Raw genomic sequence first — 18,315 nt, 5'->3', positions numbered from 1 at the left:
CTCTTAAAACGCCCCAACCGGGGTTCATCGGGGGTTTTTGCCGGGCAAAACCCGACTCTGACCCCGGTTTCGCCTTACATGTCGTATTTGTTGAGCGTGTAGTTGGCGGCCTTGTACTGGCGCCAGCGTTCCCGCAGCGGCTCGCGTGCGGCCGGATCGGCCGGAACCACTTCCAGCACACGGTCGCAGGCACCCAGATAGGGCTCGTCGCGCAGGTTGATCACCAGCGGACGCTCTGGTGCTTCGGTACCCGGCGTGGCGATCAGTACGATGGCCTCTTCCTCGTCCACGTCCTCACCGATGATCTGGTGCGGGATGTAGGCGTCAGGGTCGAAAGACCACAGCAGCTCGTCCAGTTCCTCGGCCTGGGCCTGGTCGCGGGCCAGAACCAACGTGTACAGGCCGCCATCGTTGGCCTTGCGCGCGAGTTCGCACACCAGCTTCAGTGGCTCGGTGAGAAAGCGCGGCTTGGCAATCAGGTAGAAGTCGGCACGCATCAGGTCACGGGGAGTTTGGGGAAGGGGTTGGAAAACCGGGGTCAGAGTCGGGTTTTGCCGGGGTCAAAACCCGACTCTGACCCCGGTTTTCCAACCCCGGCTTTGTCCAGGACTTACTCAGGCAACGCGGTCCAGCAACCACTGGGTCAGCAGGCCGACCGGGCGGCCGGTGGCCATGCCGCGCTTGCCTTCATCGCTGGCTACGCCGGCGATATCCAGGTGCGCCCAGCGCTGGCCTTCGGTGAAGCGCGACAGGAAGCAGCCGGCGGTGATGGCACCAGCCCAGCGGCCGCCGATGTTGTAGACGTCGGCGAAGCTGGAATCCAGCATGCCCTGGTACTCGTCCCACAACGGCAGGCGCCAGGCGCGGTCGAACACGTTCTCGCCGGCGGCGGTCAGTTCGTTGGCCAGGTCGTCGTGCTTGCTCATCAGGCCGGCGGTCTGGTGGCCCAGGGCCACCATGCAAGCGCCGGTCAGCGTGGCAACGTCGATCAGCGCAGCCGGCTCGAAGCGCTGCGCATAGGTCAGCGCGTCGCACAGGATCAAACGGCCTTCGGCGTCGGTATTGCCCACTTCGATGGTCTTGCCCGACATCGAGGTGATCACGTCGGACGGACGGTAGGCGTTGCCGTCGATGGCGTTCTCCACTGCCGGGACGACCACCACCAGGTTCAACGGCAGCTTGGCCTTGACCGTGGCGACGAAGGTACCGATGACGTTGGCGCCACCGCACATGTCGTACTTCATTTCCTCGATGCCACCCTGGGTCTTCAGGTTGACGCCGCCGGTGTCGAAGGTGATGCCCTTGCCGACCAGCACGTAGGGCTTGGCGTCGCCGCCGTTGCTCCACTTCAGCACCACCAGCTTCGGGCGGTTGGCCGAGCCACGGGCGACGGCCAACAGCGAGCCCATGCCCAGCGCTTCCATCTGCGCCTCGTCCAGGATCTCGGCTTCGGCGCCGTCGTGCTCGGCGGCGAACTTGACCGAGGATTCAGCCAGATAGGCCGGGGTGCAGTAGTTCGGCGGCAGGTTGCCCAGCTCGCGGGCGTATTCCACGCCGGCGGCAATGGCCTGGCCCTGCAGCAGCGCGGTTTCGTCGCTGCTGGCGATGGCCAGCGACTCCAGGCCCGGGGCTTCCGGCTTCTTCTTGCCCAGGGTGGCGGTGTAGCGGTAGCTGGCGTGGTTGGCAGTGATCACCGCCTGACGGACGTTCCAGGCGGCATCGCGACCACCAACTTCCAGTTCGTTCAGGGTGAACAGCGCGCTGCGGGTATTGCCGCTCTTAAGGGCGCGGGCGGCGTCGCCGGCAGCCTTCAGGTACTGCACCACGCCGAACTTGGCCGGGTCGCCCAGGCCAACCACCAGTACGCGGGCGGCGCTGACGCCAGCCAGATCGTGCAGCAGGGTGGTGTTGCCGGTCTTGCCGCCAACATCGCCGCGCTCGACCAGGGCGGCCAGACGGCCGCCAGACGCTGCGTCCAGGGCCTGTGCGGCCGGGGTCAGCGACTTGTCAGAGAAGGCGCCAACAATGACGCAATCCACCTCGGCGGAGACCGGGGCGGCGTGGTTCAGGGTGAATTCCAGAGACATTGATCAGATTCCGTTGCCAAATCCGTACAATCGCAGGCTGTATACGCATGGCCATCGAGGCCGGGCGTTCTGCGGACTAAACCGAGAGTTTAAACCACCGACCCTATGGCGAAGCTTGACCGCTACCTTCTGAGTGACTTCCTCCAGAGTTTTCTGGCCACTTTGACCGTACTTCTGGTAGTCAGCATGGGCGGTGTGCTGGTCGATATCCTCGGCCGCATCGCCGATGGCCGCATCCCGGCCGGCCTGATGCTGTCCCAGCTGGGCCTGCAATTCATCGTCTACCTGCCCATCATCCTGCCCCTGGCGCTGATGCTGGGGCTGGCCCTGTCGATCGCGCGGCTGTACCGCGATTCAGAAATGGCGGTGTTGACCGGTGTTGGCGTCGGTCCCAAGCGCCTGCTCAAGCCGATCCTGCTGTTGACGGTGCCGGTGGTGGCGCTGGTTGCGGGCTGCTCGCTGTGGTTGGGCCCCTGGGCCGACCGCAACGCGGAGCGGATGCTGCAGGAAGCCAGTCGCAGCATGGTTGTGGCCGGGCTGGAGCCGGGCCAGTTCACCCCGTTGGCTGGTGGCGGCATTGTCTACCTGTCGTCTTTGACGGGCGACGGCACCAAGATGGGCAAGGTGTTCATGCAGCGTCAGAAGGAAGGGCGTATCGACGTGGTATCGGCAAACAGTGGCGCGATGTTCTTCGAAGGCGAACGCCAGCGCTACCTGCGGCTGGAGGACGGCTACCGGGTCGAAGGCCCGGAGAGCGGAACCCTGGACTACCGGCTGATGCGCTATGCGCGCAATGAAGTTGCCTTGCCGGACCGCGAGGAAGTGCGCGACCAGAATGACCCGGAAATGCTGACCACCGGCCAGTTGCTCGGCGATGACCGGGCGGAGGCCAAGGCCCAGTTGCACTGGCGCATCACCCCGCCGCTGCTGGCGCTGGCATTTGCCCTGCTGACCCTGCCGCTGGCGCGCAGCGCGCCGCGCCAGCAGCGTTATGGCCGCATCATGGTCGCGTTCCTCGCTTACACCGTGGGCGTGAGCCTGAGCATTCTTGGCCGCCAGTGGCTGGCCGCGGGCAAGCTGCCGGTCGATGCCGGCATGTGGTGGTTGACCCTGCCATTGCTGTTGCTGGCCCTGTGGCTGTACTTCCGTGATGGGCGCTTGAGTCGCCGCCGTGCGGGAGCAAAGGCATGAGGTTGCTGCCGCGGATTCATGACGTCTATGTAGGCCGTACCGTGCTGCTCACGGTGCTGGTGGTGTGGATGGTGCTGCTGGGCCTGGATGCGATCATGGCCTTGTCCGGCGAGGCCGGGAAGATCGGCCAGGGCCATTACAGCTTCGGCCATGCTCTGGCGTGGGTGGCATATACCCTGCCGCGTCGTGCCTACACACTGTTTCCGATGGCTGCGGTGATTGGTGCGCTGATGGGCCTGGGCCAGCTGGCGGCGACCTCCGAGTTGACCGCGCTGCGGGCGATTGGCCTGTCGCGGCGGCGGATTGCGGTATCGGTGGCGATTGCGCTGTCGCTGTTGACCGCGTTGATGGTGGTCAATGGCGAAACCCTGGCGCCCTGGGCACAGGGCCGCGCGGATGCCTTGAAGGCCAGCGCCCGTTTCAATACCGATATGGCCACGGCCCGCTATTCGGGCCTGTGGGCGCGTGAAGGCGATACATTCCTCAATGCGCTGACTGGCGAAGAGCAGCTCAGCGCCGACGGTCAGTCGACCTTGCTGCTGCATGACGTGCGCCTGTACCAGCTGGGCGAAGACGGGCGCCTGTTGAGCCTGACCTATGCCAAGACCGCACGTCACGACAGCCAGGGCTGGGTGTTGGAAAGCGTGCGTCGCGATACCTTTGGCGAACGCTCGGTCGCGCGCCAGGAGCTGCCCAGCGAAAAGTGGGCCTCGCAGTTGGATGCCTCTGCGCTGGCTTCCGGCCTGGCCAAGCCGCGCAACCTCGGTGTTGGCGAACTCAAGACCAGCATCGATTACCGCAAGCGCAATGGCCTGGATGCGCGTGAGTACGAAGACACCTACTGGGGCCGCTGGTTCTACCCCTTGAATGTGCTGGCACTGTGCTTGGCCGCGGTGCCGTTTGCGTTTGGTTCGCTGCGTAGCGGCGGCATGGGCAAGCGCCTGTTCCTGGGCATGCTGTTCGCGCTGGGTTTCCTGCTGTTGCAGATGTTCTTCGGGCGCATGGCCGGCGCGCTGAAGTTTGATTACCGCATCGCCTATGCCTTGCCGCCGTTGATGATGCTGGGCATCTCCGCCTGGCTGTCACGACGACGGGTTGGGTAGTGCGGGGTAGAGCCGAGCCATGCTCGGCTGAGGCTTTCCCGGTAACGCGTTTTGCCGAGCATGGCTCGGCACTACATCTCGGCAATGATGGTAAAGCCCCTGCCGAGCATGGCTCGGCACTACAATTTCGTCAGCCTTGTGCCGCTCAGGCGGTCGTGCAGGGTCAGGCGCTCGCGGTCGAACAGCGCCCAGATGAAGCCGAAACCAGCAAATAGCAGCGACAGCGTGGCAAGTGCGTAGCGCTTCCACAGCTGCACCCGGCTGGGGGCTTGCCCGTCAGCGGTCTGCAGGCGCAGCCGCCACGGGCGCATGCCCAGGGTCTGCCCGCCGCGCTTCCAGCTCTCGGTGGCATAGAGGCCTGCAACCAACCAGCAGCTCAGCCATAGCAGCCATTGCAATGCGCTGAAGGGATGGATGTTGTCGCGGCTGGCATGGCCAGCCAGGGTGTAGCCGACGGTGAACAAAGCCGACACCAGCATCCATAGCGCCAACACCGGCCACAGATCGTAGAACAGCGCGGCCAGGCGGCGCAGCAGCAATGCGGAAGGGCGGGGCGTTTCGGCAAGGGCGGGTGTGCTCATGGGCCGAGCATACGTTCTGTAATGGCATGCGTGCATGGGCAGCCGTTCGTGCTGGGCTTATCCTTATGCCGATGTCCGCGTCCATGACTCCTGCCGAACGCCGCCAACTGGTGCAGCAACTGCCGCCGTTGCGTGATGCCGATGACCGTTTGATCCAGCGCTTTCTGGATGCGATCTGGGCTGAAAATGGCTTGGCCCGTGCTTCGCTGGAGAGTTATCGACGCGATCTTGAAGGCTTGTCGCGCTGGCGCGATGGTGCCAACGACGGCCTGGCTGGGATTGATCGTGCGGGCCTGTTTGATTACCTGGCCTGGCGCACCCGCCACGGCTGGACCGCGCGCAGCAATGCGCGTCTGCTGTCGGTGCTGCGCGCCTTCTTCGCGCAGGCACTGAAGCGCGGGGAGCGCAGTGAAGACCCTGCGGCACTGCTGGAGTCGCCCAAGCTGCCACGCTCGCTGCCCAAGGCCTTGGCAGAAAGTCAGGTTGAGGCGCTGTTGGCAGCGCCAGATACGGAAAGCCCGGTCGGCCTGCGTGATCGCGCGATGCTGGAGCTGATGTACGCCGCTGGCCTGCGCGTCAGTGAGCTGGTCAACCTGCCGGCCAATGCGGTCAATCTGCGCCAGGGTGTGCTGCGGGTGACCGGCAAGGGCAGCAAGGAGCGGTTGGTGCCCTTGGGCGAGGAATCGCAGTACTGGCTGGAGCGCTATCTGGCCACGGCAAGGCCACAGCTCACGGGAGGCAAGCCGGTTGCGGCGACGTTGGCGGGGCAGGTGCCATTGTTTGTCGACATCGACCGTACCCCATTGAGCCGGCAGCAGTTCTGGGCCCTGGTGAAAGCCAGCGCGGCGGTGGCTGGTATTGATCCTGGAAAGATCAGCCCGCACGGCTTGCGTCACAGTTTTGCCACCCATCTGCTCAACCACGGCGCCGACCTGCGCGCGCTGCAGATGCTGCTTGGCCACAGCTCGCTGTCCACCACCCAGATCTACACCCTGGTTGCCCGTGAACACCTGCAGAAGCTGCATCGCAAGCACCACCCGCGGGGGTGAAGTTGTAGGGTTTGTTTGAAAGCGGACAGCGAAGAGCCAACCCCTCCCCAACCCTCCCCTACGCCTTCGACGCAAGGGAGGGGGCAGAGGCATGGCCCTGCGCTTTTGGCGCAAGGGAGGGGCAGAGGCTTACCCCTGCGTCAGGGGGCAAAGGCGTAGTGCCGAGCCATGCTCGGCAGGGGCTCTCCCAGCGAAGCCCGTAGGAGCGGCGTTAGCCGCGAAGCAGAGGGGGTGTCAGGTTGCGGTTGATGCCTGTGCTCAGGGATGGGGGGCTTCGCGGCTTACGCCGCTCCTACAAGCCGGGGCCGCTCCCACGCCGATTCGGGCGGTGTGCGAGAATCCGGCTGTTCTCTTTCGATGGGTCGTCATGTTCCGATTTGCCATTGCCGCGCTATTCGGCGCGCTCAGCCTTACTGCCTGCGCGCAACAGCCCGCAGCTCCCAAAGCCGCTGCCAGTGCCGCTGCCTCCCCGGCTGATGCCGCAGTCGAGAAGCAGGTACGCGACGCGCTCAAGCAGCTGGATCCGAACCTCAAGCCGGAATACATCGGCGCAGCACCGTTTGCGGGTTTCCGAGAGGTGCTGGTGTCCGGGCAGGTGCTGTACGTGACCGATGACGGCCGTTATCTGCTGCAGGGCACGCCCTACGACATCGAGAAGAAGGGCCAGGCTACCAGCCCCGGCCTGCTGGCTTACCGTCGCAACCTGCTGCAGACGCTGCCGCATGCGGATCGCATCGTGTTTGCACCGCCAAATGCCAAACACACCATCAGCGTGTTCACGGATATCGAGTGCGGCTACTGTCGCAAGCTGCACCAGGATATCGCCGAGCTGAACCGCAACGGCATCGCCGTCGAGTACCTCGCGTTCCCGCGCATGGGCCTGGCCAGCAAGGACGCAACCGACATGATCTCGGTCTGGTGTGCCAGCGACCGCAAGGCCGCGCTGACCGCTGCCAAGTCCGGCCAGCCGGTGCAGTCCAGGAACTGCACCAACCCGGTGGCCATGCAGTACAACCTCGGCCAGCAATTGGGGATCAACGGTACTCCGGCGATCTTCGCTGCCGATGGCACCCAGCTCGGTGGCTACCTGCCGCCGGCACAGCTGAAGGCCACGCTGGATCGCCTGGAAGGTGGCGGCAGCCGCTGATAGCCATGCGCGACAAGGCTTGAACAGACAACGCCCCTCCCGGTAACGCGAGGGGCGTTGTGTTTTTGGCAGTTGCTTACTTCAGGCCGTTGCTGACGCTGTTGACCAAGGTGCCTTGGGCATCGTCACCGCTGAACTCCCAGAAAAACGCGCCGCCCAAACCCTGGGCTTTGACGTAGGCCATCTTGCGGCCGAGCATTTCCGGCGTGTCGACGCTCCAGAAGGTGTTGCCGTCATACAGCCACGTCGCCTGCGCAATCGGGTCGGTATGCACCGGCCAACCGAGGTTCTTCAGCACCTTCCAGTCCTCGATGCCGGCCTCGAACCTGCCGCTTGCCGGCCGCCCGCTCTGGTACAGGCCGTTGTTGGTTCGAGCCACGCCCGTCCAGCCGCGGCCATAGAACCCGACGCCGAGATTCAGCTTGGCCGCCGGGACGCCGCGTTGCAGGTAGGCCTCGATGGCGTCGTTGCTGTTGTACAGGGCGGCGTCGCCGGTTGAAGGATCTGCCGGGGAGTGGAACAGGGCGGTGTGGTGATTGGTGGTGCCGGCCCAGGCGCCATGGAAGTCGTAGGTCATCACATTGATGAAATCCAGATGGCGGTGATAGGCGGCCGGGTCGGTGGGGCGGATATTGTCGATGCCTGCACCCACGGCCACGGTCAGCAGCAGGCCGGGGCGCACTGCATCCAGCTGGCGGCGGAATTCGGCCAGCAGGGCGGTGAAGTTGTCGCGGTCGGCGGGTGTGCCGCAGCCCAGGCCGCAGGCGGCCGGGTACTCCCAATCGATGTCGATGCCATCGAACACGCCTGCAGCTACCCCTTTGCCACCGGCATGGTCGGTGAACGGCAGATTGCCCTTGATGTAGGCGTCAATGCAGGAGGCGACAAAGGCCTGGCGGTTCTCCGGGCGTGCGGCACTGGAGAAACCACGTGACCAGGTCCAGCCGCCGAGCGAGATCAGCGTCTTGAGCTGTGGGTACTTGGCCTTGAGCTGCTTGAGCTGGTTCCAGTTGCCGCGCAGCGGCTGGTTCCATTGGTCGGCGACACCGCTGACGCTTTCGCTGGCGCCAAAGCTGCGGGTGTAATCGGCATAGGCGTCGCCGCCCGCGCCGCTGGCCGGATCGGCGGCCTGGGTGATGCCAACCTCGCAGCGGTTGTTGCGGACGTTGCCGAAGGCATAGTTGATATGGGTCAGGTGCGCCGCCGAACCGCTGCTGTCGATGTTCTTGACGCGGTAGTTGCGGCCGTAGATGCCCCATTGGGTGAAGTAGCCGATCACCCGCTTGCCGCCGGCGCCTGGAGTGCCGGGCCCGCCTGGTTTTCCTGGTTCGTTGCCGCCGCCGTCCTCGGCCAAGGTACTGGCGCTGACAATGGCGCTGAGCGCGGAGGCGTTGCCGGCCTTGTCGCGGGCACGCACGGCGTAGCGATAGGTGGTGGCCGGGGTCAGCGCGGTGTCGTCATGCTGGCTGCTGGCAGTCGAAGCGATCTGCGTGCCGTCCCGGTACAGGTCATAGGCGGCGATGCCGCTACCACCGGGGTTGTCGCTGGCAGCATTCCAGCGCAGGGCAATGCTGGTCGGGGTGCGTGCCTCTGGGCGGAGCCCGTGCGGGATCGAGGGTGCGGTGCTGTCCTTGTCCGGAGCGGTGACCGTCACGTTGACCGTGGCCGAGGTGGTACTGGCACCGCGGTCATCGGTGGCGATGGCGCTGAGCAGATGGTTGCCGGCTGCGGCGTTGTGCCATGCAAGGCGGTAGGGCGCGCTGCCGACGCTGCCCATGGATTGGCCGTTGCGGAAGAACTCGACCCTGCGGATGCTGCCGTCGCTGTCTGTCGCAACTGCGCTGAAGGTGATGCTGCTGCCGGCGTTGAAGGTGCTGCCTGCACTGGGTGCGGTCAGGCGGACCTGCGGCGGCTGGTTGGCTGCTGGTGCGCCGTCATCACAGCGGCCCAGATTGTCGTAGTAGCGGCGGCCTGCGGGATGGTCCGGTGGTGCGTTCCAGATGGTCTGGCGTGCCTGGTACAGCGTGCCGCCCTTCTGCAACTGGTCGCCGGGCTGGTAGATCGTGGTTCCCAGCCAGGGCTTCACCCCTGCACAGTTGGCGGCCTGGGCTGCCGGTACGACGCTGCCGGCCGCAAACACCAGGGCCAGGGCCGGGCCCAGCCGCGGCCTGCGGGCGAGCTGGCAGGTATATCGGGGCCGGAAAGGGCCTGTCGGATGGTCCGTCATGGTGGGTCTCCTTCTTTGGTGGGGCGGTGGTTGTGCGATGTTCCGGGGCACGCCTCCGGCGGGGCGGGCGCGGCTGCGCCCGGCCTTGGGACGAGGAAAATGCTTGCGGGGCCCGGATCTGGGCCGTTGCACCAGCACGCAGGTGCCGGTCGAATGAGGATAACGTTGTCAAAAAAGGCGGCACGGTTTGGCCTGCGCAGCGGACTGTCGGTGTGAACCGCGTCATCCCTGAGGACTTCCGGTAGTCGGGCGGCCGAGGCTTGGGGCGGCCGAGTCCGGTACAATCGCGGGCCGATTCCCACCATGGTCTCCCGGACATGATCGTCCTCGAGGGCGCAGCTGCCCTTTCGCCGTTCCGCCGCGAACGTCTTGAATCCCGCCTGCAGTCCATTGCCGCCGATCTGCGCATCACCGGTGCCTGGCACGTCTATTTCACCCAGGCTGCCGATGCCGGCGCGGTCGACCAGACCACGCTGGGCCGCATCCTGCAGGGTCAGCCACAGGCTGCAGAGCGCGCCGATGGCGCAATCTCGCGCTATGTGGTGCCGCGCCTGGGCACGCTGTCGCCGTGGTCGAGCAAGGCCACCGAGCTGGTACGCGGCGCCGGTCTACCAATCCAGCGCGTTGAACGCGGTACCCGCATCGACCTGAGCGGCTGGCCGTCCGATCCGGCGCAACAGGCCGCACTGGCCAAGCTGCTGCACGATCCGATGACCCAGTCGCTGCTGGAAGACATCGACCAGGCCCAGGCGCTGTTCGCCAACCTCGGCCGCGGCACTCTGGAGCGCATCGCCCTGGACGATCTGGAAGGCGCCAACAAGCGCCTCGGTCTGGCTCTGGCCGATGACGAGATCGATTACCTACGCCAGCGTTACAGCGAACTCGGCCGTGATCCGTCCGACGTCGAACTGATGATGTTCGCGCAGGCCAATTCCGAGCATTGCCGGCACAAGATCTTCAATGCCAGCTGGACCATCGATGGCAACGAGCAGGACCGCTCGCTGTTCAAGATGATCAAGAACACCCACCAGCAGACCCCGCAGCACACGCTCAGCGCGTACAGCGACAATGCTGCGGTGATCGAAGGCGAACCGGCTGCGCGCTATCGCCCGGACCCCGCCACCGGCAAGTACCGCAGCGAAGCGGTGGTGCCCAGCGCCTTCCAGATCAAGGTGGAAACGCATAATCACCCGACCGCGATCGCGCCGTTTCCGGGCGCCGCGACCGGTGCTGGTGGCGAAATCCGCGACGAAGGCGCCACCGGCCGCGGCGGCAAGCCCAAGGCCGGCCTGACCGGTTTCTCGGTCTCGCACCTGCGCATCCCGACCCTGCCGCAGCCGTGGGAAGCGCCGCGCGCGCTGAACCCGCGCATGGCTCCGGCCTTGGACATCATGCTCGACGGCCCGCTCGGCGGCGCTGCGTTCAACAACGAATTCGGCCGCCCGAACCTGCTCGGTTACTTCCGCAGCTTCGAGCTGCCGGAAGATGGCATTACCCGTGCCTACGACAAGCCGATCATGTTGGCCGGTGGTCTGGGCGCGATTGACCGCGTGCAGGTCGACAAGCTGCAGCTGCAGGCGGGCGACGCGGTGATCGTGCTCGGCGGCCCGGCCATGTTGATCGGCCTGGGCGGCGGTGCGGCCTCGTCGGTGGCTTCGGGCGAGAGCGCCGAAGACCTCGACTTCGCCAGCGTGCAGCGCGACAACCCGGAAATGGAGCGCCGCTGCCAGGAAGTGATCGACCGTTGCGTGGCCATGGGCACGAACAACCCGATCAAGTTCTTCCACGACGTCGGCGCCGGTGGCCTGTCCAACGCCATTCCCGAACTGCTGCACGACTCCAACGTCGGTGGCGTGATCGACCTGGGCAAGGTGCCCACCGACGATCCCTCGCTGTCGCCGCTGGAACTGTGGTGCAACGAGTCGCAGGAACGTTATGTACTCGGCGTGGCGCAGGAGCGCCTGGCCGAATTCGCCGCCATCTGCGCGCGCGAACGCTGCCCGTTCGCGGCCGTCGGCGTGGCAACTGCGGAGGAACACCTGGTCGTTGCCTACGGCGCGACCCCGGGCAACACCCCGGCCGACGCCCCGATCGACTTGCCGATGGACGTGCTGTTCGGCAAGGCACCGAAGATGCACCGTGACACCGTGCATCCGCCGGCGCCGCGCTGGCCGTCACTGAAGACCGCCGGCATCGACCTGCATGACGCCGGCCTGCGTGTGCTCGCACACCCGACCGTCGCCTCGAAGAGCTTCCTGGTCACCATCGGCGACCGCAGCGTCGGTGGCCTGACCGCGCGCGAGCAGATGATCGGCCCGTGGCAGCTGCCGATGGCCGATGTTGCAATCACCCTGGCTGGGTTTGACACCTACGCCGGCGAAGCGATGTCGCTGGGCGAGCGTACGCCGCTGGCACTGTTGAACGCCGCTGCATCGGCACGCATGGCGGTGGGTGAAGCCATCACCAACCTGTGCGCCGCACCGGTGACCGCGCTGGATACGGTCAAGCTGTCGGCCAACTGGATGGCCGCCTGCGGCCACAACGGTGAAGACGCGCTGCTGTACGACGCCGTCAAGGCCGTCGGCATGGAACTGTGCCCGCAGCTGGATATCAGCATCCCGGTGGGCAAGGACTCGCTGTCGATGCAGGCGCAGTGGCAGGCCGATGGCCAGGCCGAGAAGTCGGTGTCGCCGGTATCGCTGGTGATCACTGCGTTCGCCCCGGTCAGCGATGCCCGCCAGCAGCTCACCCCGCTGCTCGACCGCGAAACCGAAAGCGAGTTGTGGCTGATTGGCCTGGGCGCTGGCAAGCAGCGTCTGGGCGGTTCGATCCTGGCGCAGACCCAGGCCGATCACCGCGCGCTGCCGGCATTCGCCGGTGATGTGCCGGATCTGGACGACCCGCAGCGCCTGCGCGCGTTCTTTGAATTGATCCGTGATGCACGTGAGTCAGGCCTGTTGCTGGCCTACCACGACCGCAGCGACGGCGGCGCGTTCGCCGCACTGTGCGAAATGGCATTCGCCTCGCGCATGGGCCTGGACATCGTGCTCGATGCCTGGGGCGATGATCCGTTCCGCAGCCTGTTCAACGAAGAGCTGGGCGCCGTGGTGCAGATCGCCAAGGAAGACCGCGCCGCGTTCGCTGATCTGGTCGAGCGCCACGCACTGACCGAATGCGCACAGCGCATCGCCCGCCCGACCACCGCACCGGTGGTGCGCGTGCAGCTGGCCGGCGACAGCGTGGTGGAATGGCGCTGGGAAGAATTGTTCGATGCCTGGTGGTCGGTGACCCACGCCATGCAGAAACTGCGTGACAACCCGGATGCAGCCGATCAGGAGCGTGCGATTGCACGTAACTTCAACGCGCCGGGCCTGAAGCCGAAGCTGGCATTTGATCCGGCCGACGACGTCGCCGCACCGTTCATCGCCAGTGGCGCACGGCCGAAGGTGGCGATCCTGCGCGAGCAGGGCGTCAATGGTCAGATCGAAATGGCCAACATCTTCGAGCGCGTTGGTTTCGACGCCTACGATGTGCACATGAGCGACCTGATCGAAGGCCGCGTGCAGCTGGGCGACTTCCGTGGCATCGCTGCCTGCGGTGGTTTCAGCTACGGCGACGTGCTGGGTGCAGGCCGCGGCTGGGCAACCTCCATCCTCGAACGTCCGGCGCTGCGTGAGGCCTTTGCGGCCTTCTTCGCCCGCCCGGATACCTTCGCGCTGGGCGTGTGCAACGGATGCCAGATGATGAGCCAGCTCAAGGACATCATCCCCGGTGCCGAACACTGGCCGAAGTTCCTGCGCAATGCCGGCGAGCAGTTCGAGGCACGCACCGCGTTGTTGGAAGTCGTCGAGTCGCCGTCGATCCTGCTGCGCGGCATGGCCGGTTCGCGCCTGCCGGTTGCAGTCGCACATGGCGAAGGCCGTGCCGAGTTCGACAGCGCGGTGGACCAGGCGGCAGCCAGCATCGCGCTGCGCTACGTCGATGGCGATGGCCGTGTGGCCACCCAGTACCCGCTGAATCCGAACGGTTCGCCCGACGGCATCACCGGCCTGACCACCAGCGATGGCCGCGTCACCATCCTGATGCCGCACCCGGAACGCACCCCGCGCACGGTCAACCTGAGCTGGGCGCCGAGCAGCTGGGGCGAAGATTCGCCGTGGCTGCGGATGTTCCGCAACGCAAGAGTATGGTGCGGCTGAACAGGCGAAGCCGCCGAAAGTTCATTGCCGTACATTGAAGTTTGAAGAAGCCCGCAGGCCAACGCCTGCGGGCTTTTTTTCTGTACCTGGATACAGATCGCAGCCAGATGCATGCGCTGTTCCCTTATTGAATGGAACAGCATTGAACAGCATTGAAAAAATATATTTTCATTGGCGTTCTTATCGGCTTTTCCTGCTGTACCCATGTTTTTAAGGGTCAGAAGCAGATTTGACTCAGATGAAACCATCATCCAAAACTCCAGACACCTTGCAGATGACTGACGTTTTCGAACGGGGAAACAGTCGTCCGCGGCAGGTGTAAGCCTGCAGCGCCTGGCAGGACCTGGGAAGCGGGAATTCAACAGAGAAAAAGTAACTGAGCGCTTTGCGTGCAGCGGTATGGCAACGCCTGCGCGTAAACAAACACAATTTCGGGAGCGGTCTTCGATGAATCGGATTTATCGCAAGGTATGGAGCAAGGCGTTGGGCCAGGTCGTGGTGGCATCTGAGCTGGCCGCCTCGTCTGCTGGCGCGATGCGAGTGGACAGGCGCAAGGGCGGGGGACGTTCGTTGTGCGGGCTGGCTGCGGCGATCGGAGTGGGGCTGACGGTACTTGCGCTGCCAGCCGTGAACGCGCAGGCGCCGGACAACCCGGCTGTCTGTACGGCTTCGAGCACCACTGCGGATGTTTGCAGGGTCGTCGCGAGCAACGAGAACACGAGCGAAGCAGCAAGCAATGTGGCCGTCGCCAGATCGACCGCGATGGTCTTTGATGGCGAGTCTGCAGCTATCGGTGAGGAATCGCTGGATGCTGCGGCAGCGGACAGCGTCGTGGCTACGGTCAATTACTTCGTTGCAAATGGCATCGGTGACGGAAGCGATGATGCATTGGCCAGTGGCGACGGTGCTACCGCTGCTGGCATTGGCTCGCAGGCCATCGGAATCCACAGCACCGCGGTCGGTAGCAACAATGTTGCTGCAGGTGAGCAGGCAAGTGCTATCGGGTACCGAAATGCCGCCAACGGCAGCAACAGTTCTGCATTCGGAAACCTCAACCAGGTTGATGGCGAGAATGCCAGTGCGTTTGGGTTTTCCAACACCGTCGACGGAATCAACGCCATTGCTGTAGGCAGCAATAGCATTGCCTCGGGTGACAGCAGTCTGGCGATCGGGTACAAGGCTGTCGCGGCGGAATACGACACAGTGGCGGTAGGCGCAGAGGCTTCGGCAAGCAGCAATAGCGCAAGTGCGATCGGGTGGAGCTCTGAAGCAAGTGCTGACTATGCGACTGCCCTGGGTACCTTGGCAAAAGCGAAAGGCGAACAGTCACTCGCTGGCGGCGTGATGGCCGAGGCCAGCGGCACCTTGTCAACGGCAATTGGTGCATTCTCACTGGCGTCGGGTGCGCGCGCCCAGGCCTTTGGTTACCTGGCCAAAGCGACGGGAGACGGCAGCCTTGTGGTGGGGGATGGAGCGGAAGCTGAAGGTACCTCTGCGATAGCCATCGGTCAGACCGCGACAGCGACGGGTGTTGAGGCTGTTGCGGTGGGTGGATTGGCGGCGGGGCAGATCTATGCGCTTGCGGAGGGGGATGGAGCCGCCGCGTTCGGCAACGGTGCGTGGGCCACCGGGGACTACAGCACTGCGCTTGGGTTCAGCAGTTGGGCGGACGCAGCCGGAGGGGTTGCGATCGGCGACCATGCAGCCGCATTGGCAATCAACAGCGTGGCACTGGGAGCGAACTCGCTGGCCGATCGCGAGAACAGTGTCTCTGTTGGCGGAGTGGGTACCGAGCGACAGATCACCAATGTTGCCGCCGGCACCGAAGCCACCGATGCGGTGAACAAGGCGCAGTTGGAGGATGCATTGGCCGCTGCCGGCAGCGGGAAATACATCCAGGTCAATGGAAGCGATGAAAGCGACGCTGGCGCTTACGCTGAAGGTGATGCCGCGATTGCGGTGGGTGAGGCATCAAACGCTCTCGGGAAGGCTTCGCTTGCACTGGGTAATGGCGCGTTGGCGCTGGCCGATGGTGGCACGGCGGTAGGTGCGGATGCCATGGCTTCTGGTGTTGACAGCTTGGCGATGATGAAGGGATCGGCCTCCTCTGGACAAATGAGCATGGCGCTCGGTGTTGGTGCGGAGGCTAGTGGGCAAAGTTCTGTTGCACTGGGCAGAGATGCTGATACCTCAGCCATGAATGCGCTGTCATTGGGCTCGAATGCACAAACCAGCGGACAGGGCGGTGTCGCCATAGGTAATGCCGCCCGATCAGGAGGTGTTGGTGCCGTGGCCATTGGTGGTCAGCTTTTGCTCGAGGATATCCCCATCAGCACAATCGCCGGGGGTGCTTACTCCCTTGCATTGGGTGCCGGCGCGGAGTCCATCGGTGACATCTCCACGGCGATAGGTGTTCGAGCTCGGAGTATTGGCAGATACGGAATTGCGCTGGGTTACAGCTCGATGGCGGGTGAAAACAATGCAGTTGCCATTGGCGAAAATGCACAGGCGCAGGGGCATAGCAGCGTTGCACTTGGATCGCGGTCGGTGGCTGAGCGGGACTATTCCATATCCGTTGGAAGTGCCGGCGCAGAGCGCCAGATAGTCAATGTGGCTGCAGGTACATCAGCCACTGATGCGGTAAACAAGGAGCAACTGGATGCGGTGCAGCAGTCTTCAGCAAATGCGGCCAAGTACTTCAAGGCAATGGGCGATGCTGGTAGCGATGCCGGTGCATATGCGGAAGGTGACGGGTCGCTGGCCGCGGGTGAGGCCTCCAATGCCATAGGCAACGGCGCGATGGCCTTTGGGGCAAGGGCAAATGCGCTTTTTGATGGCACCTTGGCACTTGGCCAGGACGCGATTGCCTTGGCATTGGGCAGCGTTGCGCTGGGCCAAGGGGCAGTTGCTGATCGAGACAATACGGTGTCGATCGGCCGCGCGGGCGCAGAACGCCAGCTTATCAATGTTGCCGCGGGCTCCGAAGCCACCGATGCGGTGAACAAGGCGCAGTTGGATGCCGTGGTTGCAGCGGTGGACGCGGGAAGTGCGCAGCGCTATTTCGTAGCGAATGGCCTGGGTGACGGCAGTGATGACGCCCTCGCCACAGGCGCGGGGGCGATGGCTGCCGGCGTTGGTGCCAAGGCCAATGGCCTGGCCAGTACGGCGCTGGGTCGCCAGAGCGTTGCCGACGGCGACGATGGCGTTGCGCTGGGTAGCAACGCGGTTGTCTCTGGCAACGGCTCGGTAGCGCTGGGTGCGGGCTCCCGTGCAGTCGAGGACAACGTGGTCTCGGTCGGTGGTGGTGATGGCGTCAACGGGCCGGCGACGCGCCGCATCGTCAATGTCGGGGAAGGACGCCTGGATGCAGGCAGCACAGACGCGGTCAATGGAGCCCAACTGCATGCAACCAATCAGCGTGTCGAAGTCGTGGAGTCGCGTGTCGATGACATCGACGCACGTATGGAGGGTGTTGAAGGCTTTGCGGCCAATGCCGTCAGCTACGAGGACGACAATCATGCGGCGATTGCGCTGAAGGGCGAGGCAGGAACGACGATCGGCAACCTGGCAGCAGGAAGCATCACAGCCGGCAGCATGCAGGCGATCAACGGCGGGCAGTTCTACGAGTCGCTCGTCTCCATTGCCGGGATGCTGGGCGGTGGTGCTGCTCTGGGCTTGCAGGGCACTTTTGTCGTGCCGACGTACATCGTCCAGGGTACGGGTTTCAACAACGTCGGTGATGCGCTGCGGGCGCTGGATGAGCAGATCTCGGGGCTGTCGACGCGGTTGGATGAGGGCGGCACCGGAAGCGGCAAGGGCGTTGCCCTGGGGACCGATGCGATCGCTACCGAAGTGAGTGGGACTGGCATCGGCCATGGTGCAAATGCGAGCGGTCATGGCGACACCGCAGTTGGCAACAATGCTGCCGTTCTATCGGAAAATGGTACCGCCATCGGTGCAAATGCGTCGATCAGCGGCGCTGCGCAGAATGCGGTTGCCGTAGGTGAAGGAGCGAGGGTTGCAGCTGACAGTGGCACAGCGGTCGGGCAGGGGGCCAGTGTTACTGCAACCAACGGCACTGCGGTGGGCCAAGGTGCGAGCGCGAGTGCCAGTGATGCGGTGGCGCTGGGCCAGGGGTCGGTCGCAGATCGCGCAAGTACCGTATCGATGGGGCGAGCAGGTCATGAGCGCCAGGTAACGAATGTTGCCGAAGGCACTGCAGATACGGACGCGGTCAACAAGTCGCAGCTCGACAAAGGCATTGCATCGGCAAATGCATACACCGATCAAGCATTCGGCAGTCTGAACGACAGCTTCGACGCGTTGCGTGGAGGTGTGGAAAGGCGCCTGCGAAATGTTGATCGCCGCATCGATCGGCAGGGCGCAATGAGCGCTGCGATGTTGAACATGGCCACCAGCGCGGCTGGTGTGAAGAGTGACAACAAAGTGGGCGTGGGTGTTGGATTCCAAGGGGGCGAGTCCGCGCTGTCGGTTGGCTATCAGCGAGCGATCAGTGATCGCGCCACGGTGAGCATTGGTGGTGCATTCAGTAGCGATGACAGCTCGGTGGGCATAGGCGCGGGCTTCGGCTGGTAGTGGCGTTGGCTGTTGGATCTGTTGTCGTGCGGAGCTTTTAGCGCGGGCGAGTGTTGTCAGTGTGCTCGTCTTCTGCACGCAACATCGACGGAATTCCTAACTGCTGCATTCATCTTTTGAGAGATTCGATATGAG

9 protein-coding genes and 2 pseudogenes are annotated in these 18,315 nt (G+C 64.4%); 7 read left to right on the top strand and 4 right to left on the bottom strand.

Annotated features, from left to right (window positions below):
• Window positions 1-74: 74 nt before the first annotated feature.
• Entirely contained in the window at window positions 75-500 is a 426-nt protein-coding gene (locus AC13FW_RS08160; RefSeq protein ID WP_482988775.1) for a DNA polymerase III subunit chi, read from the bottom strand.
• A 114-nt stretch (window positions 501-614) separates the two neighbouring features.
• On the bottom strand, window positions 615-2,087 hold the full coding sequence (locus tag AC13FW_RS08155) for a leucyl aminopeptidase (RefSeq protein WP_482988760.1): 1,473 nt from the start codon (window positions 2,085-2,087) through the stop codon (window positions 615-617).
• Between the two features lie 105 nt (window positions 2,088-2,192).
• On the opposite strand from AC13FW_RS08155, the gene lptF reads away from it, so the two are divergent.
• Complete coding sequence (gene lptF / locus AC13FW_RS08150) at window positions 2,193-3,278, top strand: LPS export ABC transporter permease LptF (protein ID WP_296253162.1); 1,086 nt, start codon at window positions 2,193-2,195, stop codon at window positions 3,276-3,278.
• Window positions 3,275-4,381, top strand: coding sequence for an LPS export ABC transporter permease LptG (lptG, locus tag AC13FW_RS08145; RefSeq protein WP_296253161.1), 1,107 nt, complete (start codon window positions 3,275-3,277; stop codon window positions 4,379-4,381). The genes lptF and lptG overlap by 4 nt, the downstream gene beginning before the upstream one ends.
• Before the next feature lie 119 nt (window positions 4,382-4,500).
• On the opposite strand, the gene AC13FW_RS08140 is transcribed toward lptG, so the two are convergent.
• Window positions 4,501-4,962 (bottom strand): RDD family protein, encoded by a 462-nt coding sequence (locus AC13FW_RS08140; protein WP_296253159.1) that lies wholly within the window; start codon window positions 4,960-4,962, stop codon window positions 4,501-4,503.
• 71 nt (window positions 4,963-5,033) lie between these two features.
• Here AC13FW_RS08140 and xerD point away from each other — a divergent pair, with 71 nt between their 5' ends.
• Both xerD and AC13FW_RS08130 read left to right on the top strand, forming a co-directional pair.
• Window positions 5,034-6,011 carry a site-specific tyrosine recombinase XerD gene (gene xerD, locus AC13FW_RS08135; RefSeq protein WP_296253157.1) on the top strand — a complete coding sequence of 326 codons (978 nt, stop codon included), beginning with the start codon at window positions 5,034-5,036 and terminating at the stop codon, window positions 6,009-6,011.
• 367 nt (window positions 6,012-6,378) lie between these two features.
• The gene (locus AC13FW_RS08130; protein ID WP_482988759.1) at window positions 6,379-7,158 is read left to right on the top strand and encodes a DsbC family protein; all 780 of its coding nucleotides are present in this window, start codon (window positions 6,379-6,381) and stop codon (window positions 7,156-7,158) included.
• A 76-nt stretch (window positions 7,159-7,234) separates the two neighbouring features.
• On the opposite strand, the gene AC13FW_RS08125 is transcribed toward AC13FW_RS08130, so the two are convergent.
• Complete coding sequence (locus AC13FW_RS08125; RefSeq protein ID WP_482988758.1) at window positions 7,235-9,385, bottom strand: glycosyl hydrolase family 18 protein; 2,151 nt, start codon at window positions 9,383-9,385, stop codon at window positions 7,235-7,237.
• A gap of 317 nt (window positions 9,386-9,702) precedes the next feature.
• Here AC13FW_RS08125 and purL point away from each other — a divergent pair, with 317 nt between their 5' ends.
• The 3 genes and pseudogenes from purL to AC13FW_RS08110 form a co-directional block, all read left to right on the top strand.
• Entirely contained in the window at window positions 9,703-13,584 is a 3,882-nt protein-coding gene (gene purL, locus AC13FW_RS08120) for a phosphoribosylformylglycinamidine synthase (protein WP_482988757.1), read from the top strand.
• A gap of 399 nt (window positions 13,585-13,983) precedes the next feature.
• Window positions 13,984-16,233 (top strand): annotated as a pseudogene (locus AC13FW_RS08115) (ESPR domain-containing protein); the annotation flags it as partial.
• 132 nt (window positions 16,234-16,365) lie between these two features.
• Window positions 16,366-18,180, top strand: a pseudogene (locus AC13FW_RS08110) (YadA family autotransporter adhesin); the annotation flags it as partial.
• Window positions 18,181-18,315 lie beyond the last annotated feature (135 nt).

The organism is Stenotrophomonas sp. 21LCFQ19, from assembly GCF_056861425.1.
Note: the sequence above shows the minus strand (reverse complement) of the source record. Positions and strands in the feature narration are given on the sequence as shown.

Coding starts and splice junctions, on each gene's coding strand:
- AC13FW_RS08155 (WP_482988760.1), bottom strand. CDS start 2,087: ATGTCTCTGGAATTCACCCTGAACCACGCCGCCCCGGTCTCCGCCGAG.
- lptF (WP_296253162.1), top strand. CDS start 2,193: ATGGCGAAGCTTGACCGCTACCTTCTGAGTGACTTCCTCCAGAGTTTT.
- lptG (WP_296253161.1), top strand. CDS start 3,275: ATGAGGTTGCTGCCGCGGATTCATGACGTCTATGTAGGCCGTACCGTG.
- AC13FW_RS08140 (WP_296253159.1), bottom strand. CDS start 4,962: ATGAGCACACCCGCCCTTGCCGAAACGCCCCGCCCTTCCGCATTGCTG.
- xerD (WP_296253157.1), top strand. CDS start 5,034: ATGTCCGCGTCCATGACTCCTGCCGAACGCCGCCAACTGGTGCAGCAA.
- AC13FW_RS08130 (WP_482988759.1), top strand. CDS start 6,379: ATGTTCCGATTTGCCATTGCCGCGCTATTCGGCGCGCTCAGCCTTACT.
- AC13FW_RS08125 (WP_482988758.1), bottom strand. CDS start 9,385: ATGACGGACCATCCGACAGGCCCTTTCCGGCCCCGATATACCTGCCAG.
- purL (WP_482988757.1), top strand. CDS start 9,703: ATGATCGTCCTCGAGGGCGCAGCTGCCCTTTCGCCGTTCCGCCGCGAA.